Consider the following 21,547-nt stretch of genomic DNA (forward strand, 5'->3'; position numbering starts at 1 on the left):
TGCGGTTACTACCCTTTCAGACAACCCCGGGGGCCTCCCCCGGACCGGTCACAGCTGGTAGACACATCGTAGGCGCTGCACTGTGATCTTTCTGTTACGGCGCGCACGCAATCACGAACCGAGGGTCACCGCGGCCGGCTCCAGCTCGCCGGAAACGCCGGTCCACAGTTCCAGCAGGCGTGCGAAACCCACCCGCCGCTGACCCTCCACCGGTGGGGCCGCGCTGAAGCCCAGCCACTCGGCATCGACGATCGCGCTCATCACCTCCGGGTCGATCCGGGAAGACGCCATGGTCCAGCGCGGGAAATGGCGGGTGGCCACTTCGCCACGGGCCAGCGCGCGGACGCGCAGGTGGCTGCGGGCGTTCAAGACCCGCTGTTCGACCGAGGCCACGCCATCGTCCGGCCCTTCCAGGTACTGCAGGAAGCGCTGGCCGTCGAACATCAGGACACCCGTGACACCGGTGACCTTGTTGAAGCTCGATGCGGCGGCGAGTATGCGGTCGATGTCCGACCCGTCGATTCCTTCGACCGCTTCGCTGACGTAGGCGAACGCGTGCAATGCCATATGCACCCCCGGTGTTGTCCAGACGACTATGCCATGAAGCGCGCGCGGTGGAAAAGACGCGCGGCCAGATGCTCAAGGCGACTGCACGGTGTAGCCGGCCTGGCGCAGCCGGTCGAGATACCCCCCCGGCTCGACCAGCGAATGCACCGGCACCGTGGCGAAGGTCACCGGGTGGCGGGCCAATGCGTCGCGTGCGGCGGCCAGCCACTTCGCGGACGCGCGCGCGTCCAGCTGGGTCATGCCACGTCGCTGTCCAAGCTCGCTGCTGGCGATGGCGCCGACGCAGGCGTCGTACTGGCTCTTCAATGCGAGCTGCTGCAACGCCTCGGTGTCGCCTACGGCCCATGCATTGGCGCGTTCAACCAGCAGCGGCAACTGGTGTTCAACCACGTCCAGCGTGCGCTGCAGGCAGGTCACGTCCTGCAGCGTGCTGGCGCGCACTTCCTTCAATGCCTTGCGCGGATCGTCGACCTTGATCTCGACCTTGGTCACGACCGGCGTCAACCCGCGTCGCTTGTAGGCCTTCGACAGCTGTTTTCCCACGCCCGAACGCGGGGTCAGTCCGACCTCATCCAGCGCGGCGGCGTACAGCCGTGTCGCCGCCACCAGCGGTCGGTCTTTTTCCACGCCATCGCCGCGACCGAGGTAGCGCTGCTTGAGGGGCTGCCAGCGCGCGTAAAGATCGGCGGGAAGAATGTCCTGCAGGCGCCGCCCTTCGGGATCGTGCGCGGCCTTCATCGCGGACGGCAGCAGGGTCAGCCGACCGAAGAAGCCGACGTTGGCATCCAGCGACCAGCCCGGCGAACCCAGTACCGCGTCGGCACTGGCGATCACCGCCTCGACCTCGTCGGCGCGCCAGTCCAGCCTGGCCGGCAATGGCGACACCGTGCCCAGGATCCACAGGGTGTGGCCCTGGGCGTTGCGCACCTGCCACATGCCGGGCCCGGGCTGCACCCCGGACACCACCACCGGGGCCAGGTCGACCACCTCCGGCGGCGACGATTGCGCCCTGCCCTCGGACAGGCCGGCGCAGGCCAACCCCGCCAGCAGGACGCCTGCTGCGATCGCCCGGGCCATGCTCAGGCTCCGTCCGGCGCCTGCCGGTACGGTTCTTCAAACGGCCGGAAGTCGTGTTCTTCCAGCGCCGCGGCTACCCAGGCCTGTACGCCCGGCAGCGACTGCACCTGCTGCATGTAGGACGCCACGCGCGGCGAGACCGGTACCGCATAGGTGTGCAGGCGCATCACCACCGGCGCGAAGAAGGCATCGGCGATGCTGAAACGATCGAACAGCAGCGGGCCGTCATGGCGCGCCAGCAGTCGTTCCCACAGCGCCTGCAGGCGTTGCAGGTCGGCGACCACGTCCGGCTGGTTGCGCAGCACGCGCGCGCCGATCTCCGGCAGCCGCGCTTCGATGTTCATCGGGAAATGCGAGCGCAGCGCGCCGAACCCGCTGTGCATGGCGGCGGTAGCACTGCGCGCCAGCGCACGTTCGCCGCGGTCCTGCGGCCACAGCGCAGGTTCGGGGAAGCCCTCGGCCAGGTACTCGGCAATGGCCAGCGAATCCCACACCACCCGCTCGCCATCCACCAGCACCGGCACCGTGCCCGAGGGCGACAACGCCTCGGCACTGCGCTTGAACTGCGAGTCCGGGTCGAAGCTGTCGAAGCGCAGCACCACCTCATTGAACGGGATGCCGGCCTGGGTCATCAGCACCCACGGCCGCATCGACCACGAGGAGTAGTTCTTGTTGCCGATATGCAGCTCGAGCATGGCCAGCGGATCCGGGCAGGAGGGTTGCACCATGCTAGCGCAGCGCCGGGCCTGCTTTCCGCTACACTTCACCCCGCCAAGCGCGCCCGGATGGCGAAACTGGTAGACGCATCGGACTTAAAATCCGCCGGGGGCAACCCCATGCCGGTTCGATTCCGGCTCCGGGCACCAGACACTTCATTGCCTGCGCCAGAAAGCGCCGCCTCAGATCGCCCGCGAGTAGCGCACCGGCTGTTCGGGTTGCGCCAGGTAGCGGTCGAAGCACATGGCGAGCAGGCGCAGGAGGGGGCGACCGCGTTCGGTAGCGCGCACCGTGCCGTCGCGATATTCGGCGAGCCCATCGGCCTGCAGCGCGGACAGGGACGCCAAGGCGTCGGCGAAGTAGTGGTCGAAATCGACACCATGGCGCGCGCCCAGCGCGTGGCCGTCCGCTTCGCCCTGGCACATCAGCTGGTTGATCAGTTCGGCGCGCAGTTCGTCGTCCGCGTTGAGGGTCAGGCCGCGCCATACCGGCAGGCGGCCGCTGTCCACGGCGCTTTCCCAGCCCGGCAGGTCGCGCGGGTTCTGGCTGTAGCTGCTGCCGATGCGGCTGATCGCGCTGGCGCCCAGCCCGACCAGGTCGGTCTGGGCGTGCGTGGTGTAGCCCATGAAGTTGCGGTGCAGCTGGCCGGCACGCTGCGCGCGCGCCAGGTTCTCACAGGGCAGCGCGAAGTGGTCCATGCCGATGTACTGATAGCCCGCCAGCGACAACCGCCTTACTGCCAGGCCCAGCAGGGCCAGCTTCTGTTCCGGGCTGGGCAGCGACGCATCCGGTATCTGCCGTTGCGCCTTGAACAGGTTCGGCAGGTGCGCGTAGCCGTAGATCGCCAGGCGGTCGGGGCGTTCGCGCAGCACCGTTTCCAGCGTGCGCGCGAAGCCATCCAGCGTCTGGTGCGGCAGTCCGTAGATCAGATCGACGTTGACCGAGGAAAGACCGTGTTCGCGGCAGGCACGCAGCACGTCCAGCGTCGCCTCCACCCCCTGCTCGCGATTGATTGCCCGCTGTACCCCCGGGTCGAAATCCTGGATGCCCAGGCTGGCCCGGTTGAACCCCAGCGCGCCGAGCTCGGCAATATCGTCGCGGCTGACGAAACGGGGATCCAGTTCGATCGAGAAGTCGCGGTCGGCGGCGCTGCTGAAGGAAAACCGGCGGCGCAGGCCGTCGATCAGTTCGCGCATCTGCGCGCGCGCCAGGAAGTTCGGCGTGCCACCGCCCAGGTGAAGCTGGATCACCTCCCGCGAGGGATCGAACAACGGCGCGATCAGGTCCGCTTCGCTGAGCACGCGCGCCACGTACGCGATGCCCTTGCCATGGTCGCGGGTAATGACCCGGTTGCAGCCGCAGTAGAAACAGGGACTGCTGCAGTAAGGCACGTGCACGTACAGCGACAGCGGCAGCGCCTGCCCGTTGCTGTCGGCGATCGCCGCGCGCAGGCCGTGCTCACCGAAGCCGTCGTGGAAGTGCGGTGCGGTCGGGTACGAGGTGTAGCGCGGCCCGGGCCGGTCATGGCGGCGCAGCAGCTCGGGATCGAAGTGCCAGGCAAGCCCGGCGGCGGCAGGCGAAAGGGTGTCCATGGCGCCAGCGTGCGCGCCCGGGCGCCTTCACGCATTGAGCCAGATCAATCCGGGCGCAGAGTGCGCACGACCGGCAGTTCCGGCCAGCGCTGCATCTGGATGCGCCGCCAGAAGGTGTCGGCAATCCGCACCGCCACGTCGTCGGCCAGGCGCTGCATCGGCGGGCTGCCCGATTCGGCGGTGGTCTGGCTGAACAGCAGCAGCCAGCGATCGAACAGCGCGCGCTCCAGCTCGGGCATGGCCATGTGCTTGGACATCGGGTTGCCACTGAAGCGGCGCGTACCGCGCAGCATGGCCGACCAGAAATCGACCAGCTGGGCCAGGTGCGCGTCCCAGTCGTGCACGCGGGCGTCGAACACCGGGCCCAGCTGCGGGTCCTGGCGCACCCGGGCGTAGAAGTCGTGCACCAGCCGCGTGACCTCCTGTTCGCTGCACAGACCGAGCGAGGCCACGGGGAGGTCGGGAACGGCGGGGGACGACATGGATTCCTCGGCAGCGTACGGCACACGGTAAGGTGGGCATGATGCTACGCCGGTTTGATCAGGATCAATGTGGCGTGCTGTCGCAGGGCCTACCGTGCAGGCCATGACGCCGCTGAACGAAACGACCCGACGCCACCGCCGCACGCTGGTCCAGCACTGGGGCGCGGTGCTCTGGCCAAGCTTCATCGCAGCCGGGCTGGCCAGCGTGGTGTTCTTCGCGTTCGTGGACCCGCTGCGGCTGCGCGAGATCAGCTTTCCCGGCCACGCGGTGAGCCGCGAGCTGGGCTACACCCTGGGCTTCTTCATGTTCTGGGCAGTGACGGCAATGGCCAGTGCGGTTACCGGCTACCTGCTCCGACCACTGCCGCGCGACGACGACGAGCTGCCGCTCGGGTGAACACGTCCTGCGCCCCGGTTGCGCGCCCTGCCCTGCGCTGGCGTTCGCTGCTGTCCGGGCTGTTGCTGGGCGGTTTCTACGCCCTGCCCTGGCTGCGCTGGGAGGGCCGCCAGGCGCTGCTGCTGGACCTGCCGGGGCGTCGCTTCGACCTGTTCGGCTGGACCCTGTGGCCACAGGACCTCGGCATGCTGCTCGGTCTGATCGCGGTGATGGCCTGTTCGCTGGTGCTGCTGACCACCGTGGCCGGCCGGGTCTGGTGCGGCCATGCCTGTCCGCAGACGCTGTGGAGCGGCCTGTTCCGCTGGATCGAGCGCGGCTGCATGCGATGGCTGCCCCGACCCAGCGCCGCAGCGGCGGCCACGCAGCTGGCGTGGGCGCTGGTCGCGCTGTGGACCGGGATCACCTTCGTCGGGCTGTTCACGCCCATCCACGACCTGGTGGCCGGGTTCTGGCCGTCCAGCTGGAGCGGCTGGGAACGGTTCTGGGTCCTGTTCTACGCCACCGCAACCTGGGGCAACGCAGGCTTCCTGCGCGAGCAGGTCTGCATCGACCTGTGCCCGTATGCACGCGTGGTGCCGCTGTTGTGCGATGACGACACTCCGCACGCCTGCTACGACGCGCGCCGTGCCGAACCGCGGGGCCCGCGCGGGCCAGGTGCGGGCAGCGTGGAGCAACGCGGCCGCGGACTGCTCGATCCGACCAGCGCCAGCGACTATGCGTTCCGCGCGGCGCACCCGGCGCTGGCGGGGCCACCACCGCGGTTTGCCGAAGACCGTCTGGGCGATTGCCTGGATTGCGCGGCCTGCGTGCAGGTATGCCCGATGCAGTTGGACGTGCGCAGCGCTCCGCTGCCGGACTGCATCGCCTGCGGCACCTGCGTGGACGCCTGCGATGCGCAGATGCGCGCGTGGCGGTTCCCGCCCGGGCTGGTCCGGATGGCCAGTGCCAATGCGCTTCAGGGCAAGCCCAGACGCTGGGTGCGTCCGCGCGTGCTGGCAGCGTTGGCATGCCTGCTGGTCCTGCTGGGACTGGGTGTTCAACAGCTGTAACGGCTGATTCCCTGGCGCCGGTTCCCCAACCGGATTCAGCGCACCCGCGTGCTCGGCGGCGGCACCATCTGCGCGCGCCGGACGATCCCGAGCTGCTCAATGATCATGGCCAGCTCGTTGGTCACCTGGGTCCGGCTGCGCCCCTGCGGCACCAGGCGCTCCAGCACCTGCTGATACGTCGTCCAGAACTCCGGCCCACATCCATGCTTGCTGTAACTGGCCTCCAGCTCGGTGCGCACACCGTTGGCCAGGTCATTCGCGCCGTATTGCATACGACCTCCCTTGGACCTGCTCTGCGATCGAGACGAGCAATTCCCCCCTGCCAGGCTTGCGCCTGCCGCTCCGGTGCTGGGTGGCAACGGAACTTCACCCACGTTTCACTCCACCCTTTCACGCTCTTCGCGCGAAGTCAACCAGTGGCGCAACCGGCCTCGCTGGTGAACTGAACCGTTCAGCAAGTTGAAACCGACACGCTGACAGCATGCCGGTGCAGCGGTGACAGGATGATGTCAGGCGCTTATCCGCCAGATGCCGTAGGCGGCAATGGCCAGGCCTGCCCCGAGGACCATCCAGGCCACGCCGTTGAAGCGCTTGAACACCTTGGCCAGGCCGAACGAGAGGGCGATGGCCGCCACCCCGAACCCCAGCACCACCGCGCCGCTGACGTTGCTGGGCGAATCCCAGAACGAACCGGGCACCCCGGCAGCCGCAATCCACATGGCCAGATACATCGAACACCTCGATCAGGAACGTTCCTGCACAGTAGGCAGTGCGTTGTACGGGGCGGGTGAAGGACGGCAGCAGAAACGAAAAACCCCGCCGAAGCGGGGTTTCTCAACAACTGGAGGCCTGGGTCGGAATCGAACCGGCGTACACGGATTTGCAATCCGTTGCATGACCACTCTGCCACCAGGCCGGGAATCTGGAGCGGGAAACGAGACTCGAACTCGCGACCTCAACCTTGGCAAGGTTGCGCTCTACCAACTGAGCTATTCCCGCAGAATCAAGCGGATATATTACCAAAACCACTGGAAACACACCAGCTCTTTCACATCGCGACACAATCTGGAGCGGGAAACGAGACTCGAACTCGCGACCTCAACCTTGGCAAGGTTGCGCTCTACCAACTGAGCTATTCCCGCAGATTTGTTGCGTTTTCCGTCGACCTGCGTCGAAGGAGCGCTATTGTGTCGGTAATCCTTCACGTCGTCAACAGGTTTATGCAGCGATATTCAGCGTGATTCGACTGCGACGGCCTGAAATGAAAAAAGCGACCCATGGGTCGCTTTTCTCTGTATCTGGAGCGGGAAACGAGACTCGAACTCGCGACCTCAACCTTGGCAAGGTTGCGCTCTACCAACTGAGCTATTCCCGCTTGGGAGGCGAAATTCTACAGCCAAATGCGGTGCTGTCAACAGCCCTCAGCCCTTCTTTTTCGCACGCGCGGTTTCGCGTGCGGCGCGCTCGTCCTCGCGCAGGCTCGGCCATGCGGCGTGCAGGTACTGCAGCCCGGAGAACAGCGTGAGCACGGCCGCGATGGCCAGGGTCCAGTCACCGATATGGAACACCGGTTCGCCCATCCAGATGTCGGACACCGGCGTGTTCGGCGCGACCGAATACAGCAGGCACAACAGCGCGACCATCTGCGCGGTGGTCTTGATCTTGCCGATCAGCGCTACGCGCACTTTCGCGCGCTGGCCGATCTCGGCCATCCATTCGCGCAGTGCCGACACCGCAATCTCGCGGCCGACGATCACCGCCGCCCAGAACGCCATCCATGGGGTCGGGTGACCCTGCACGATCAGGAACAGCGCCACCGCCACCATCAATTTGTCTGCGACCGGATCGAGGAAGGCACCGAACGCCGAGGCCAGGTCGTAGCGGCGGGCGATCCAGCCATCCAGCCAGTCGGTCAGCGCCGCCAGCCCGAAGATCGCCGCCGAGGCGAAGTTGGTCCAGGTGTAGGGGAGATAGAACACCAGCACCAGCACCGGGATCATCACGATCCGCAGCAGCGTCAGCCAGGTGGGGAGGGTCAACTTCATTGCGTCTCTCTACTCGCCGGCCGCAGGGGGCGTGGGCAGTCCATGAAGGTTAGCGTAGATGCGTGCGGCAAGGGCGTCATTGATGCCTTCGACCTTCGCGATTTCCGCTTCGCCGGCCGCTTTCAGGCCGACCAGGCCACCAAAATGCTTGAGCAGGCTGGCGCGACGGCGCGGCCCGATCCCGGGAATGTCTTCCAGCTTGCTGGTCATGCGCGCCTTCTGGCGGCGACCGCGATGGCCGGTGATCGCGAAACGGTGCGCTTCGTCGCGCACCTGCTGGATGAACTGCAGCGCCGGCGACGCCGCGCCCGGGCGCAGCTCGCGGCCGTCGGGCAGCACCAGCGCTTCATGCCCGGCGCGTCGCTCCACGCCCTTGGCCACGCCCACCAGCATCACCCCTTCCACGCCGAGGTCGGCCAGGGCCGCCTGGGCCTGGGCGAGCTGGCCGGCGCCGCCGTCGATCAACAGCAGGTCGGGCAGCACGCCCTCTTCTTCCACCGCGCGGCGGAAGCGCCGATCGATCGCTTGGCGCATGGCGGCGTAGTCGTCGCCCGGCTCGATGCCGCTGATGTTGTAGCGGCGGTACTGACTGCGCACCGGGCCGCTGGCGTCGAACACCACGCACGAGGCCACCGTGGCCTCGCCCATGGTGTGGCTGATGTCGAAACACTCCACGCGCTTGACCTGTTCGGCCAGGCCGAGCATCTGCCGCAGGTCTTCGCTCCGCGCGTGCTGCGCGCTGCGGCTGGTGAGCTCGCTGACCAGGGTGATCTGCGCGTTGCGGCTGGCCAGCTCCACATAGCCGGCGCGCTCGCCGCGCACGTTCCACTTCAGCTGCACCTTGTAGTCGGCCGAGGTACTCAGGGCGGACTCGATCAGGCTGGCATCGGGGATCTCGCGGTCGAGCAGGATCTCGCGCGGCGGGGTCTGTTCGGCGTAGTATTGGGACACGAAGGCGCCCAGCACTTCCTCGGCGCTTTCTTCGCCATTGGTGCGCGGGTAGAACGGCCGCGTGCCCATGTTGCGACCGTCGCGGAACGCCAGCAGCATCACGCAGGCATTGGCGCCCTGGGTGGCGCAGGCGAGCACGTCCAGGTCGGCGGCCCGGCCGTCGACGTACTGGCGGGTCTGCATGCTGCGCAGCGAGGTGACCAGGTCGCGCAGGCGTGCGGCCTGTTCGAATTCCAGCGCTTCGCTGGCGGCCTGCATCTGGGTGCCCAGTTCACGCGTGAGCTGGTCGCTCTTGCCTTCCAGGAACAGCGACGCGCGGCGCACCGACTCGGCGTAGTCGGCTTCCGCGACGAGCGCCACGCAGGGCGCGCTGCAGCGACCGATCTGGTACTGCAGGCACGGCCGCGAACGGTTGCGGAACACGCTGTCTTCGCAGTTGCGCAGCTTGAACAGCTTGTGCATCAGGTTGAGCGTTTCGCGCACCGCGGTTACGCCCGGGTACGGGCCGAAGTAGCGCCCGGGTACCGCGCGCGGGCCGCGATGCAGCGCGATGCGCGGCCACTCCTCGCGGGTCAGCAACACGTGCGGGTAGGTCTTGTCGTCACGCAGCGAGACGTTGTAACGCGGCGACAGCGACTTGATCAGCTGGTTTTCCAGCAGCAGCGCTTCGGCTTCGGAGCGGGTGACGGTGACGTCCATGCGCGCGACCTGCGACAGCATGGACATGATCCGCGTGGTCTTGGGCGCGCCGTTGAAATAGCTGCCTACCCGGTTGCGCAGGGCGCGCGCCTTGCCGACGTACAACAGGGTGTCGTCGGCGGCGTACATGCGGTACACGCCGGGCGCGGTGCTCAGGTGGGCCGCGAATGCCTTGCCGTCGAAGGCCGGTGCGGTAGGCAGGGTCATTCGCTGATCGGCACGTCGCTCAGTACGCCGCTGACCGGGTCGAACCGCAGCACGGCGTGGGCGTCGGTTTCGGCAATCCAGACCGCCCCGCCGCCGAGTGCCAGTCCGGACGGGCCGTGCAGGCGGCGCGGCAGCTCCACCGTACTCAATTCCCCGCCGCCCAGGCGCAGGGTGCGCAGGCGGCCGTTGCCGGCGTCGGCTATCCACAGCACCGGGGCGTCCGGGCTCATCGCGATCGCCTGCGGGTACTGCAGCAACGCGGTGGTGCGCGGGCCGTCCTGTTCGCCGAACGACCACGGTCCCTGCCCGACCAGGGTCTGGACGAGGTCGCCACGCAGCTGCATCGAGCGGATCGACGAACCCAGTGCATCGCACACGTACAGGACCTGCTGCACGGCGGCCAGCGCGGTCGGCTGCGCGAAGGCGGCCATGTGGCCGCTGCCGTCGCGCTCGTCCATCGCGCCGGAGCCGGCCCGCCAGGACAGCGTGCGCTGGCCCAGGTGGTAGCTCCAGATGCGGTTGTCGCCGGCCATCGCGATGTGGACCTGGTTGTCGGCCACGGCGATGCCCTGCGGATGGTTCAACGGCGCCTGGCGGGGGTCGGCTACCGCGCCTTCGCGCGGCTCGCCCGGACGGCCGTTGCCGCACAGGGTGTCGACCTGGCCGGTCAGCAGATGGACGCGGCGCAGCGCGTGGTTGCCGGTGTCGGCCACGTACAGCCACTCGCGCTCCAGCGCCAGCCCCTGCGGCCGGTTGAAGGCGGCCTCGCCGGGGCCGCCGTCCATCATGTCGGCAGTGCCCAGGCCGAACTGGCGCAGCACGCGGCCGGCATGGCTGCATTCGAGGATGCGGTGGTGGCCGCTGTCGGCGATGTACAGCCGCTCGGTGCTCACTGCCAACGCGGACGGGAACAGCAGCGGCAGGCGCGGCTCCGGGCTCAGCTCGCGCAGGCGAGCCGCGTCGCCGTCGAGCGGGCTGGCGATGCCCTGGCACAGGGCGTTGAGCGCGCGGTCCAGGTCGTCGCCAAAACCAACCAGGCGGTCCACTTCCCTGCCCTGCGCGTCCAGCAGCACCAGGGTCGGCCAGGCGGACACGTTGAAACGGCGCCAGCCATCCCAGTCCGCATCAAGCAAGGCCGGCGACCCCACGCCATGGCGGCGCAGCAGCTTCAGCGCCTGCTCGGGCGTGCGTTCGAAGTCGAAGCGCGGCACCTGCAGGATCAACGGCTGCAGCTTGCCCGGGTTGCGCGACTGCCACTGGCCCAGCTCGGCCAGGCGCTGTGCGCACCAGACCGACCCGGCATTGACGAAGGCGAGTACGACCGGGCGACCACGCAGTTCGGTCAGGGTGGTCGGCGCGGCGTTGAGCCACGTGGCGAATTCGGGAAGGTCCTGGACGAGCTGTACGTTCATGCGGTGATTATGCAGGACTGCGCGTCATGCAACCGTCGTGCCACCGTCAATTTGACGACGGGCCAGCCAGGCCTCGGCACGCTCCAGGTCGGCCGGGGTGTCGATGCCCGGCGGGAACGCCGCCGGGGACAGCGCCACGCTCAGGCGGTGCCCGGCCTCCAGCACCCGCAGCTGCTCCAGCGACTCCAGCTGTTCGAGCCGGCCCGGCGGCAGCGCGGCGAAGCGCTGCAGGAACCAGGCGCGGTAGGCATAGATGCCGATGTGGCGCAGCCAGTGCGGCCCGGACAGGCTGTCGCGCGAGCGCGCGAAGCCGTCGCGGTCCCACGGGATCGGCGCGCGGCTGAAGTACAGCGCGTCCAGGTTCTGCTGGCGCACCACCTTGACCACGTTCGGGTCGAACAGGGTTTCGGCGTCTTCGACCGGGGTCGCCAGGGTGGCCATGTCGGCCCCGCTGTAGACCAGCGCTTCGGCCACGGCGCGGATGCCGTCAGCCGGCGCGAACGGTTCGTCGCCCTGCAGGTTCACCACCAGGGTGTCGTCCGGCCAACCCGCCTGCCGCGCGCACTCGGCCAGGCGATCGGTGCCCGAGGCGTGGTTGGGGTCGGTCATCGCCACCTTCACCGTGGGCAGGCCCTGCAGCGCGTCGGCGATGCGGGTGTCATCGGTGGCCACCCAGACCTCGCGTGCCCCGGCCTGCAGGGCGCGCTCGGCCACGTGCAGCACCAGCGGGGTGCCGCCGACGAGCCGCAGCGGCTTGCCGGGCAGGCGCGAGGCGGCGTAGCGCGCCGGAATGGCGACAACGAAATCGACGGGCTGGCTCATGCGGGCACCTCCGGTAAAAACGCAACGAAACGGCAGCGCTCAGCGCTTGCCGAGTTTATCCACGCGGTCGAGCAGTGCGACCCAGAACGCGGCCGGCAGGTCGGCCGACAACGGCACGGCGAAATGCCATTCGTTGGCGAACACCTTGCACTTCACCGCGTCCTTTTCGGTCATCAGCACCGGCAGCTCGCTGCCGAAACGCAGGTCGGCCGGCTGGTAGGCATGGTGGTCGGCGAAGGCATGCGGAACCACGCCGATGCCCTGCGCGCGCAGCATGTCGAAGAAGCGCTGCGGGTGCGCGATGCCGGCCACCGCGTGTACGCGCTGGCCACGGAAGTGCGACAGCGCGCGGGCGCGGCCGCCGCTGAGCGGCTGGGCGCGGTCGATATGCAGCTGCATCGCCCATTCGCCGAACCCGCACGACGCGAGCGCGGCCGGGTCGGCGCTGGCCTGGCCCAGGTTGACCACGCGGAAGTCGCAGTCGCGCGCGCGGCTGGCCGGTTCGCGCAATGGACCGGCCGGGATCAGCCGCCCGTTGCCATAGCGGCGCTGCGCGTCGACCACTTCGATCTCGACGTCGCGCGCCAGCCGGTAGTGCTGCAGGCCGTCGTCGCAGACGATGATGTCGCAGCCGGCTTCGATCAGCGCCTTGCCGGCCGCCACGCGGTCGGCGTCGACCCGCACCGGCACGCCGGTCTTCCAGGCGATCAGTACCGGCTCGTCGCCGCCCAGCGCGGTTTCGGTATCCGCATCCACCCAGCGCGCGCTCTTGGCGTCTTCGCGGCCGTAGCCGCGGCTGGCCACGCCGGGTTTCCAGCCGGCTTCGCGCAGGCGGTCGACCAGCGCGATGGTCAGCGGCGTCTTGCCGGTGCCGCCGGCGGTCACGTTGCCGACCACGATCACCGGCACCGGCAATGCGTGGCGCTTGAACCAGCCGCGCCGGTACAGCGCCCTGCGCAGCGCCACCACGCCACCATACACCGGCGCCAGCACGCGCGCGGCGAACGGAACCGCACTGCCGTCATACCAGTACGACGGCGTCTGGGACCCCTTCGACGCCATCAGGGCTGCCTTTCGCGGAACTGCATCTTGTGCAGGTGCTCGTACAGCCCGCCCAGCGCCAGCAGCTCGCTGTGGGTGCCGCGCTCGACGATGCGGCCGTGGTCCATCACCAGCACCTGGTCGGCGTGTTCGATGGTGGACAGGCGGTGCGCGATCACCAGCGTGGTGCGTTCGGGCATCAGGCGCTGCAGTGCGTCCTGCACCAGCCGCTCGGATTCGTTGTCCAGCGCGGCAGTGGCTTCGTCCAGGATCAGCACCGGCGCGTCGCGCAGGATCGCGCGGGCGATCGCCAGGCGCTGGCGCTGGCCACCGGAAAGCAGCGCACCGTTCTCACCGACCGGGGTCTGCAGCTGCTGCGGCATGCGTTCGATGAACTCCCACGCGTTGGCCGCTTCGGCCGCCTTGCGGATCTGTTCGTCGGTGGCATCCATGCCATAGGCGATGTTGGCGCCCACGGTGTCGTCGAACAGCATGACCTTCTGCCCGACCATCGCGACCTGGCGGCGCAGGTCGGCCAGCGGGTAGTCGTCCAGTGGCACGCCGTCGAGACGGATGCAGCCGCCGCTGGGTTCGTAGAAGCGCGGCACCAGGCGGATCAGGCTGGTCTTGCCGCTGCCGGAGCGGCCGACGATGGCGGTGACGGTGCCCGGCTTGGCCACGAAGGTGATGTCGTCGAGCGCGATGCCGGTATCTTCGCGATAGCGCAGCATCACGTGCTCGAACGACAGTTCGCCGCGCACGCGCTGGGCGCGCGTGCTGCCCTGGTCGCGCTCGACCGGCAGGTCGAGGATGCCGAACAGGCGTTCGGCGGCGGCCACGCCGCGCGAGATCGAAGTCTGCACGCTGGTCAGGCGACGCAGCGAGGGAATGATGGCCATCATCGAGGTCATCAGGCCCATGAACTGGCCGGCGTTCAAGCGCCCGGCGAGTGCCTCGCGGGTGGACACCCACACGATCACCGCCAGCGCCAGCGCGGCCAGGAACTGCACGGTGCTGGAGGCCAGCGCGCGCGTGGTTTCCACCTTCATGTTGAGGCCGAGCATGCGGTTGGCCAGGCGCGAATAGCGCGCAATCTCGTGCGCCTGGGTGCCGTGCACCTTCACCTCCTGCTGCGCGGCCAGCGACTGCTCGGCGGTCTGCGCCATGCTGCCCATGCCGTCCTGGATGCCGCGGCTGATGCGCCGGTAGCGCTTGCCCACGAACGACACGATCACGCCGATCAGCGGCACCACCACCAGCATCGCCACGGTGACCTTGACGCTCATCTGCAGCATCACCACCAGCATGGCGATGATGGTCAGGGTGTCGGCGACCAGCGTCTTGAGCGCGTCCGCACTGGCCTGGGTGACCTGCTCGGTGTCGTAGTTCAGGCGGCTGACCATGACCGGCGTGGCTTCGCTGTCGAAGTGCGACGACGGCAGGTGCAGGTACTTGGACAGCACCTGCTCGCGCAGGTCGCGGACCACGCTGCGGCCGGTGCGGGCCAGTGCGTAATCGCTGACCAGGGTGGCCAGGCTGCGCATCATGAACAGGCCGAGGATGGTCAGCGGCAGGATCACCGCCATGCGCGGCTCGGGATTGACGAAGCCGCGGTTGACGAGCGGCTCCATCAGCTTGGTGAAGTGGTAGCCGGCCAGCGCTTCGACCACCATCGCGATGACGGCGGCAACCATGAACACCCAGTAGGCGCGGGTGTAGCCGAGCAGGCGTTTGTAGATCGGCCAGATCGGCGCGTGTTGTTTACTCATGGACGCACCTCCGGCGCGGTAGCGATGGCGATGCGGCGGAAACCGAGCTGGCCCAGGGCGTCCTGGGCGGTGACCACGGCCTGGTACGGGGTGCGCGCGTCGGCGCGCAGCAGCACGGTCTGCTCACGGTCGCTGCCGGCGACGGCGGCAATGGTCTGCTTGACCGACTCGACGTCCGTGCGCAGCACTTCCTGGTCGTTGATGAAGTAACGGCCTTCGGCGTTGACCAGCACGCTCAGCGAACGCGGCGGCTCGGTGGTGTCCTGCTGGCTGGCGGTCGGCAGCTGCAGCTGCAGGGTCGAGCGCGCGTCGAAGGTGGTGGTGACCACGAAGAAGATGATCAGTACGAGGATGACGTCGATCAGGGGCACCAGATCGATATGCACCTCGTCCTGGACCCGGTCGTTGCGGATGCGCATCCGTCAGCCCTTGGCCGTGACAGGCGCAGCGGCCGCAGAGGCGGCGCCGGCGCGGGGCGGCGTGTTCAGAACGCTGGGGCGGCCGTCCAACGCATCGAGCAGTGCCGACGCTTCCATTTCCATCTCGATCACGTAACCGCCGATGCGGCCCTTGAAGTAGCGATGGAACATCAGCGCCGGAATGGCCACGATCATGCCGGTGGCGGTGCACACCAGCGCCTTGCCGATACCGCCGGCCAGCTGGTTCACGTCGCCCACGCCGTGGTCGAGGATGCCCATGAACATCTGGATCATGCCGACCACCGTACCGAGCAGGCCCAGCAGCGGGCCGGCGGAGGCGATCGTGCCCAGCGCGTTCAGGAAACGCTCCATGCGGTGCACCAGGTGCCGGCCGGCATCCTCGATGCGCTCGCGGATCTGGTCGCGCGGGCGATTGCGCGCTTCCAGCGCCACGGCCAGCAACGCGCCCAGCGGCGAGTTGGCCCGCAGCGACTGGATATGGGTGGGGTCGAGCTTGCCGCGCGCCGCCCAGTTGCGCACTTCCTGCCCCAGCCCCGGGGGCAGGACCTCATTGCGCCGCAAGGTCCAGAAACGCTCCAGGACGATTGCCAAAGCCAGTACGCCCAACAGCAGCAGCGGCAGCATCGGCCAGCCACCGGCCTTGACCAGTTCCCACACGTTTCAACCCTCCGGCCCATCGACCGTGTTCATGACCGCCGATAGGATAGCAGCCGACCGCGCCCGCTCCGCGGCATCCCACCAACGGCGTTCGAAAAGACGCTGTTCGCGGACCTGGAGCCCGTCCCGGCCCAGCCAGATCCGCAGCGCGCCGCTGTCTGCGGTGCCCAGCACCTCGGCGCTGGCCGCGCGCCAGCGCTGCACCACCTCCCGGCGCGGGTGGCCGAAGCGGTTGCCGTGCCCGGCCGAGACGATGGCCAGGCGTGGCGCCACCGCCTGTATCCAGTCAGGGCTGGAGGACCCCGCGCTGCCATGGTGGGCCACCAGCGCGACCTCGGCGCGCAGCGCGCCGGGGGCAGCCGCCAGCAGGCGCGCTTCCTCGGCGTGGCCGATGTCGCCGGTCAGCAGCACGGCGCCATGCAGGGTCTGGATGCGTAGCACGCAGCTGCTGGCATTGCCGGCGTAGGCCATTCCCGCGGGCGGATGCAGGATGGCGAAGTCGACCTGGTCCCAGCGCCAGGTGTCGCCGCTCTCGCAGGGCGTGATCTCCGCGCGCACCGAATCGGCTGGAGCATGCAGGGGTGGATTGCCAAAATGTCGGCGTACTGCCGGCATGCCGCCCGCATGGTCGCGGTCGCCGTGGCTGAGCAGCACGCGGTCCAGGCCGGCTTCGCCCACTGCATGCAGGGTAGGCACGACGACCCGCTCGCCGGCGTCGAAGCCGCCCTCTGCCGCCGGCCCGGCGTCGTACAGCAGGCGGTGGCGATGGGTGCGCACCCACACCGCCAGGCCCTGCCCCACGTCCATGACCAGCAGTTCGACCTCGCCGGGCGCAGGGCGGTCGCGGGCCGGCCACAGCAGCGGCAGGCACAGCAGCAGGGCCGGAAAGCGTGCCCCGGCGGCGCGCGGCAGCAGCAGCCAGAACACGCCAAGCAGCGCGGCCGGCACCGCGCCGGCGCCTGCCAACGGCGCCCACCACAGCGCCCAAGGCTGCCGCGCGACGGTGCCGAACAGCCACCAGCTCGCCTCGAAACAGGCGGCGGCCGCGCGCCACGGCCAGCGCCCGGCGCCCTCGTACACGGCTTCCAGTCCCGTGCCCATCAACGACAGCGGCACCACCACCAGGCTCCACCAGGGAATCGCCAGCAGGTTCACCAGCGGCCCGGCGCGGGAGGCCTGGCCGAACAGCGCCACGGTCAGCGGCAGCAGCGCCAGCGTGGCCACGCCTTGGGCGGCCAGGAAGGTACGCAGCCAGTGCAGGTCGCGGCCCGGCAGGCACCAGACCAGCCACAGCACGCCCGCGAAGCTGAGCCAGAACCCGGGCGCCAGCAGCGACAGCGGGTCGACCAGCAGCACCGCCAGTGCCGCCAGGGCCAGCGACTGGCCAACCGTGCCGGGTCGCCGCGTGCACCGGGCCAGCGCCACCACTGCGATCATCAGCACCGTGCGCACGGTCGGCAGGGCGAAGCCGGCCGCTGCGGCGTACAGCACGGCTCCGGCCACGGCCGCCAGGGCGGCGGCCAGTGGCCGTGGCCAGTACCGGCCCAACTCCGGCAGCACCCGCCACACGAGCGACGCGAGTGCGGCTGCAAACCCCGCGACCAGCCCGACGTGGAACCCGGAAATGGCGATCAGGTGGGTCAGGCCCAGCGCGCGCAGGTCATCCCAGTCACGCTGCCCCAGCGCACGGGTGTCGCCCAGTGCCAGCGCCTGTACGAAGCGTGCGGCGGGGCCCGGCACCTGCGCGGCGATGGCCGCGGCCATGCGCTCGCGCCAGGCCGGCAGTCCCGTCGACGGGCCCAGTGCCCTGCCCGCGCGCACATGCCCGGTGCCGGCCAGCCGCTGCAGCAGCGCGTGCCGCTCGGCATCGAAACCGCCGGGGTTGCGCAGTCCACGCGGCGGGCGCAGCCGCGCCTGGAACTGCCAGCGGGCACCGGCCTGCACGGCCAGGCGCGGTGCAGGCGCGCGGGTAGGCGTGGCGTCGTACCAGGCCAGCGCCAACTCGCGACCGCGCAGCAGGGTCGGCTGGGCTGGATCGTCATCCACGCGAATACGGAACCGGGTGCTGCGCGGCCCGTGTTGCGGCAGGTCCACCACCCTGCCCTGCACGGTGTACTCGCGGGAGGTCGCATGGGCCGGTAGCTGTAGGTCCAGTCCGGCTTGCGCCTGCACCGTGGTCCAGCCGATGCCCACCAGCAACGCGCCGCACCAGCGTCCACGCCCCCAGCTGCACCAGAGCAGGACGCCGGCGCACAGCGCGCACCACGCCGTGCCCACTGGCATCAGCAACGGCGCGAACACCACCCCGCAGGCGCCGCACAGCAGCGCAGCTGCGGCGGCTTTGCCGAATATCGGCAACGGCGCTGCAAAGATTCGTGGGGACTGCTGCGACACGCACGACATGCAGCTCACCCGCTGCGATGGAACGCACAGCGTGGATGGGCGGCGTCGCGCGTGCCATCGGCCGGGTGCGAAACAGGGTGTCGGGAAGTTCCGCTGGCGCAGGGCGCAGAAAGCAAAAAAGCCGACCTGATGGCCGGCTTTTCTGTTGTTCCACCGCAGTCGCTGGGACTGGAGTGGTGGGCGGTACAGGGTTCGAACCTGTGACCCCTACCATGTCAAGGTAGTGCTCTACCGCTGAGCTAACCGCCCGTTTTTCTCGCTGCCCCGCTGCGTTTGCGTCGGTGCAGGCCGCGTATATTACGGACGTCCTGCGTGAAGAGCAACACTTTTGTGAAGGTTTTTAACAACCGGTTGTTCAGCCAAGGCTGAGCTCCTTCAGCTGGCGGATCTGGTCGCGCACGCGTGCGGCATCTTCGAACTCCAGGTCGCGTGCGTGCTGGTACATCTGCTGCTCCAGCGCCTGCAGCCGCTTGGCGATCTGGGCCGGCTCCAGCGTGCGGTAATCCACCGCGTCTTCGGCCACCTTGCCACCGCGTCCCTTGCCCTTGCCGCGCGCTTCCTTTTCCGCCGCTTCCGAGCGCGCGCCTTCCAGCACGTCCACGATCGGGCGCAGCACCGACTTGGGCACGATGCCGTGCGCTTCGTTGTACTCCACCTGCTTGGCACGACGCCGGTCGGTTTCCTCGATCGCCGCCTGCATCGAACGGGTGATCTTGTCCGCGTACAGGATCGCCTTGCCACGCAGGTTGCGCGCGGCGCGGCCGATGGTCTGGATCAGCGAGCCGGTCGAACGCAGGAAGCCTTCCTTGTCGGCATCCAGGATCGCCACCAGCGACACTTCCGGCATGTCCAGGCCTTCGCGCAGCAGGTTGATGCCGACCAGCACGTCGAACTTGCCCAGGCGCAGGTCGCGGATGATCTCCACGCGTTCCACGGTGTCGATGTCCGAGTGCAGGTAGCGCACGCGGATGCCGTGTTCGGTGAGGTACTCGGTGAGGTTTTCGGCCATGCGCTTGGTCAGCGTGGTGACCAATACGCGGTCGCCGAGTTTGATGCGCTCGGTGACCTCGCTCATCAGGTCGTCGATCTGGGTGCCGACCGGGCGGATTTCCACCACCGGATCGATCAGGCCGGTCGGGCGCACCACCAGCTCGGTGATCTCGTCGCCGGCCTCCCGCAGTTCGTACGGCCCAGGCGTCGCGGACACGTAGATGCTGCGCGGGCAGCGCGCTTCCCACTCTTCGAAACGCAGCGGTCGGTTGTCCAGCGCAGACGGCAGCCGGAACCCGAATTCGACAAGCGTTTCCTTGCGTGAACGGTCGCCCTTGTACATCGCGCCGATCTGCGGAATGGTCACGTGCGACTCGTCGATCACCAGCAGCGCGTCCGGCGGCAGGTAGTCGAACAGGGTCGGCGGCGGCTCGCCCGCAGCCTTGCCGGTGAGGTGTCGCGAGTAGTTTTCGATGCCATTGCAGAAGCCGACCTCGGCCATCATCTCCAGGTCGAACTGGGTGCGCTGCGCCAGGCGCTGCGCTTCCACCAGCTTGTTCTGTTCGTACAGCTGCTCCAGCCGGACCTTCAGTTCGGCCTTGATCGTATCGACCGCCGACAGCACCCGCTCGCGGGTGGTCGCGTAGTGGGTCTTGGGGTACACGGTGTAGCGCTGCAGGCGGCGCAGGCTTTCGCCGGTGAGCGGGTCGAACATGCTGATCTGCTCGACCTCGCCGTCGAACAGCTCGATGCGCACCGCTTCGCTGTCCGACTCGGCCGGGAAGATGTCGATCACCTCGCCACGCACGCGGAAGGTACCGCGATGCAGCTCGTACTCGTTGCGGGTGTACTGCAGCTGGGTGAGGTGGTTGATCAGGTCGCGCTGGTCGATGCGCTCGCCGGTGGACAGGATCAGGCGCAGCGACAGGTAATCTTCGGGCGCGCCCAGGCCGTAGATCGCCGAGACGGTGGCCACCACGATCGCATCCGGGCGCGACAACAGGGTCTTGGTCGCCGCCAGGCGCATCTGCTCGATATGTTCGTTGATCGAACTGTCCTTCTCGATGAAGGTATCCGACGAGGGCACGTAGGCTTCGGGCTGGTAGTAGTCGTAGTAGCTGACGAAGTATTCGACCGCGTTGTGCGGAAAGAACGCCTTGAACTCGCCGTACAGCTGCGCGGCCAGGGTCTTGTTCGGTGCCATCACCAGGGTCGGCTTCTGCACCTGCTGGATCACGTTGGCGATGGTGTAGGTCTTGCCCGAGCCGGTCACGCCGAGCAGGGTCTGCTTGGCGATGCCGGCCTCGAAGTTGGCCGTCAGCTTCTCGATCGCCGCCGGCTGGTCGCCCGCCGGGGAGTACGGAGATACAAGTTCGAAGCGATCGCTCATGGTGCCGCCATAGACCGGGCCTTCCATTATACCGGGGGGTTGGGTGACGGCTGGCTGAGGGGGTGGCCTACGCGGCAAGGCGTGAAGCGCCGATGGGCCTGGGCGCCGGCAGGACTCAGGGTAAAGGGCCCCGTCCTCCTGGATCGCCACATGCAGCCACGGCGCCGCCCTTCCCGCCATCTGCGCGGCATGACCCTGCTGGAGCTGAGCCTGGCGCTCGCCATTGTCGCCCTGCTGTGCCTGCTGGCCCTGCCCTCGCTCGGTGCCACGGTCTCCCGCATGCGCGCCGACAGCCTGCGCATGCAACTGGTGTCGGTGTTCAACAGCGCACGCAGCACCGCGATCACGCGCCATGAGCCGGTGGCGGTGTGTCCCAGCGCAGATGGCCGCACCTGCGGCAGCGACTGGAGCCGCGGCTGGCTGATTCATCGGGACCACGGTGACAGCGGCGTCCCGCCGGCCCAGGACGACATTTTCCAGTTCCGCCCCGGCTACCTGGACGCGGCGCTGCGGGCCACGTCCAGCCAGGGACGACAGCGCCTGCGCTTCCAGCGCGACGGCCGCAGCAGCGGCAGCCCGTTGACCGTGGACATCTGCGCGGCTGGCGCGCTGCGCGGCCAGGTGATCGTCAACAACGTGGGGCGGACCCGGGCACCACGGATACGCGACACCCCCGAATGCCCGCCCTGAAACGACAAAAGCCGCGATTGCTCGCGGCTTCTGCAGATACTGGCGCCCGAAGTTGGACTCGAACCAACGACCCCCTGATTAACAGTCAAGTGCTCTAACCGGCTGAGCTATTCGGGCGGGGACGCGAATTCTAGACGTTCATCGAGGCTG

The 21,547-nt window shown here is 68.6% G+C and carries 20 protein-coding genes and 7 tRNA genes; 4 read left to right on the forward strand and 23 right to left on the reverse strand.

The annotated features are described in order from the left end of the window. Window positions 1-111: 111 nt before the first annotated feature. From C2U58_RS10545 to C2U58_RS10555, 3 genes are all read right to left on the reverse strand, one after another. Window positions 112-567 carry a BLUF domain-containing protein gene (locus C2U58_RS10545; RefSeq protein WP_102945805.1) on the reverse strand — a complete coding sequence of 152 codons (456 nt, stop codon included), beginning with the start codon at window positions 565-567 and terminating at the stop codon, window positions 112-114. A gap of 72 nt (window positions 568-639) precedes the next feature. Then, on the reverse strand, window positions 640-1,644 hold the full coding sequence (locus C2U58_RS10550; RefSeq protein WP_102945806.1) for a TraB/GumN family protein: 1,005 nt from the start codon (window positions 1,642-1,644) through the stop codon (window positions 640-642). Between the two features lie 2 nt (window positions 1,645-1,646). Next, window positions 1,647-2,339, reverse strand: coding sequence for a glutathione S-transferase family protein (locus tag C2U58_RS10555; RefSeq protein WP_102945807.1), 693 nt, complete (start codon window positions 2,337-2,339; stop codon window positions 1,647-1,649). 84 nt (window positions 2,340-2,423) lie between these two features. Between C2U58_RS10555 and C2U58_RS10560 the strand changes: the two genes are divergently transcribed. Continuing rightward, window positions 2,424-2,510, forward strand: a tRNA-Leu gene (locus C2U58_RS10560). Between the two features lie 33 nt (window positions 2,511-2,543). Here the strand turns inward: C2U58_RS10560 and hemN are convergent. Next, window positions 2,544-3,953, reverse strand: coding sequence for an oxygen-independent coproporphyrinogen III oxidase (gene hemN, locus C2U58_RS10565; RefSeq protein WP_102945808.1), 1,410 nt, complete (start codon window positions 3,951-3,953; stop codon window positions 2,544-2,546). 44 nt (window positions 3,954-3,997) lie between these two features. Next, window positions 3,998-4,435 carry a group III truncated hemoglobin gene (locus C2U58_RS10570; RefSeq protein ID WP_102945809.1) on the reverse strand — a complete coding sequence of 146 codons (438 nt, stop codon included), beginning with the start codon at window positions 4,433-4,435 and terminating at the stop codon, window positions 3,998-4,000. A 103-nt stretch (window positions 4,436-4,538) separates the two neighbouring features. On the opposite strand from C2U58_RS10570, the gene C2U58_RS10575 reads away from it, so the two are divergent. Together C2U58_RS10575 and C2U58_RS10580 are read left to right on the forward strand one after the other, a co-directional pair. Next, the gene (locus C2U58_RS10575; protein ID WP_102945905.1) at window positions 4,539-4,832 is read left to right on the forward strand and encodes a hypothetical protein; all 294 of its coding nucleotides are present in this window, start codon (window positions 4,539-4,541) and stop codon (window positions 4,830-4,832) included. Next, entirely contained in the window at window positions 4,829-5,881 is a 1,053-nt protein-coding gene (locus tag C2U58_RS10580) for a 4Fe-4S dicluster domain-containing protein (protein WP_102945810.1), read from the forward strand. Before C2U58_RS10575 ends, C2U58_RS10580 begins: the two co-directional genes overlap by 4 nt. A 35-nt stretch (window positions 5,882-5,916) precedes the next feature. Here C2U58_RS10580 and C2U58_RS10585 read toward each other — a convergent pair whose 3' ends face one another. The 17 genes from C2U58_RS10585 to uvrB all read right to left on the reverse strand — a co-directional run bounded on the left by C2U58_RS10585 (window position 5,917) and on the right by uvrB (window position 20,707). Next, a complete protein-coding gene (locus C2U58_RS10585; RefSeq protein ID WP_070207242.1) occupies window positions 5,917-6,153 on the reverse strand; it encodes a hypothetical protein in 237 nt (78 codons plus the stop codon). 237 nt (window positions 6,154-6,390) lie between these two features. Next, on the reverse strand, window positions 6,391-6,612 hold the full coding sequence (locus C2U58_RS10590; protein WP_102945811.1) for a hypothetical protein: 222 nt from the start codon (window positions 6,610-6,612) through the stop codon (window positions 6,391-6,393). A 111-nt stretch (window positions 6,613-6,723) separates the two neighbouring features. Next, window positions 6,724-6,797, reverse strand: a tRNA-Cys gene (locus C2U58_RS10595). Window positions 6,798-6,804: 7 nt separating this feature from the next. Next, window positions 6,805-6,880 (reverse strand) — tRNA-Gly (locus C2U58_RS10600). A gap of 67 nt (window positions 6,881-6,947) precedes the next feature. After that, window positions 6,948-7,023, reverse strand: a tRNA-Gly gene (locus C2U58_RS10605). Between the two features lie 157 nt (window positions 7,024-7,180). Further along, window positions 7,181-7,256, reverse strand: a tRNA-Gly gene (locus C2U58_RS10610). A 46-nt stretch (window positions 7,257-7,302) separates the two neighbouring features. Next, window positions 7,303-7,926 (reverse strand): CDP-diacylglycerol--glycerol-3-phosphate 3-phosphatidyltransferase, encoded by a 624-nt coding sequence (pgsA, locus tag C2U58_RS10615; RefSeq protein ID WP_070209304.1) that lies wholly within the window; start codon window positions 7,924-7,926, stop codon window positions 7,303-7,305. 9 nt (window positions 7,927-7,935) lie between these two features. After that, window positions 7,936-9,783 carry an excinuclease ABC subunit UvrC gene (gene uvrC / locus C2U58_RS10620; protein ID WP_102945812.1) on the reverse strand — a complete coding sequence of 616 codons (1,848 nt, stop codon included), beginning with the start codon at window positions 9,781-9,783 and terminating at the stop codon, window positions 7,936-7,938. Next, complete coding sequence (locus C2U58_RS10625; protein ID WP_102945813.1) at window positions 9,780-11,195, reverse strand: hypothetical protein; 1,416 nt, start codon at window positions 11,193-11,195, stop codon at window positions 9,780-9,782. Before C2U58_RS10625 ends, uvrC begins: the two co-directional genes overlap by 4 nt. Window positions 11,196-11,219: 24 nt before the next feature. Next, complete coding sequence (gene kdsB, locus C2U58_RS10630; protein WP_102945814.1) at window positions 11,220-12,017, reverse strand: 3-deoxy-manno-octulosonate cytidylyltransferase; 798 nt, start codon at window positions 12,015-12,017, stop codon at window positions 11,220-11,222. 39 nt (window positions 12,018-12,056) lie between these two features. Continuing rightward, window positions 12,057-13,079, reverse strand: a complete 1,023-nt coding sequence (gene lpxK, locus C2U58_RS10635) for a tetraacyldisaccharide 4'-kinase (RefSeq protein WP_102945815.1) — start codon at window positions 13,077-13,079, stop codon at window positions 12,057-12,059. Then, the gene (msbA, locus tag C2U58_RS10640; protein WP_102945816.1) at window positions 13,079-14,827 is read right to left on the reverse strand and encodes a lipid A export permease/ATP-binding protein MsbA; all 1,749 of its coding nucleotides are present in this window, start codon (window positions 14,825-14,827) and stop codon (window positions 13,079-13,081) included. Before msbA ends, lpxK begins: the two co-directional genes overlap by 1 nt. Then, window positions 14,824-15,246: a biopolymer transporter ExbD gene (locus tag C2U58_RS10645; protein WP_070209310.1), complete on the reverse strand. Its 423-nt coding sequence runs from the start codon at window positions 15,244-15,246 to the stop codon at window positions 14,824-14,826. Before C2U58_RS10645 ends, msbA begins: the two co-directional genes overlap by 4 nt. Window positions 15,247-15,249: 3 nt before the next feature. After that, window positions 15,250-15,924 (reverse strand): MotA/TolQ/ExbB proton channel family protein, encoded by a 675-nt coding sequence (locus C2U58_RS10650; RefSeq protein WP_070209311.1) that lies wholly within the window; start codon window positions 15,922-15,924, stop codon window positions 15,250-15,252. A 3-nt stretch (window positions 15,925-15,927) separates the two neighbouring features. Continuing rightward, window positions 15,928-18,327, reverse strand: a complete 2,400-nt coding sequence (locus C2U58_RS10655) for a DNA internalization-related competence protein ComEC/Rec2 (protein ID WP_102945817.1) — start codon at window positions 18,325-18,327, stop codon at window positions 15,928-15,930. 174 nt (window positions 18,328-18,501) lie between these two features. After that, a tRNA-Val gene (locus tag C2U58_RS10660) sits at window positions 18,502-18,576 on the reverse strand. A 106-nt stretch (window positions 18,577-18,682) separates the two neighbouring features. Then, window positions 18,683-20,707, reverse strand: a complete 2,025-nt coding sequence (gene uvrB / locus C2U58_RS10665; protein WP_102945906.1) for an excinuclease ABC subunit UvrB — start codon at window positions 20,705-20,707, stop codon at window positions 18,683-18,685. Between the two features lie 150 nt (window positions 20,708-20,857). Here uvrB and C2U58_RS10670 point away from each other — a divergent pair, with 150 nt between their 5' ends. Then, on the forward strand, window positions 20,858-21,397 hold the full coding sequence (locus tag C2U58_RS10670) for a GspH/FimT family protein (RefSeq protein ID WP_102945818.1): 540 nt from the start codon (window positions 20,858-20,860) through the stop codon (window positions 21,395-21,397). A 40-nt stretch (window positions 21,398-21,437) separates the two neighbouring features. Here C2U58_RS10670 and C2U58_RS10675 read toward each other — a convergent pair. Next, window positions 21,438-21,514, reverse strand: a tRNA-Asn gene (locus C2U58_RS10675). Between the last annotated feature and the right edge of the window lie 33 nt (window positions 21,515-21,547).

The organism is Stenotrophomonas sp. VV52 (genome assembly GCF_002893095.1).
In the GTDB taxonomy this organism is placed as follows: Bacteria; Pseudomonadota; Gammaproteobacteria; order Xanthomonadales; family Xanthomonadaceae; genus Stenotrophomonas; species Stenotrophomonas aracearum.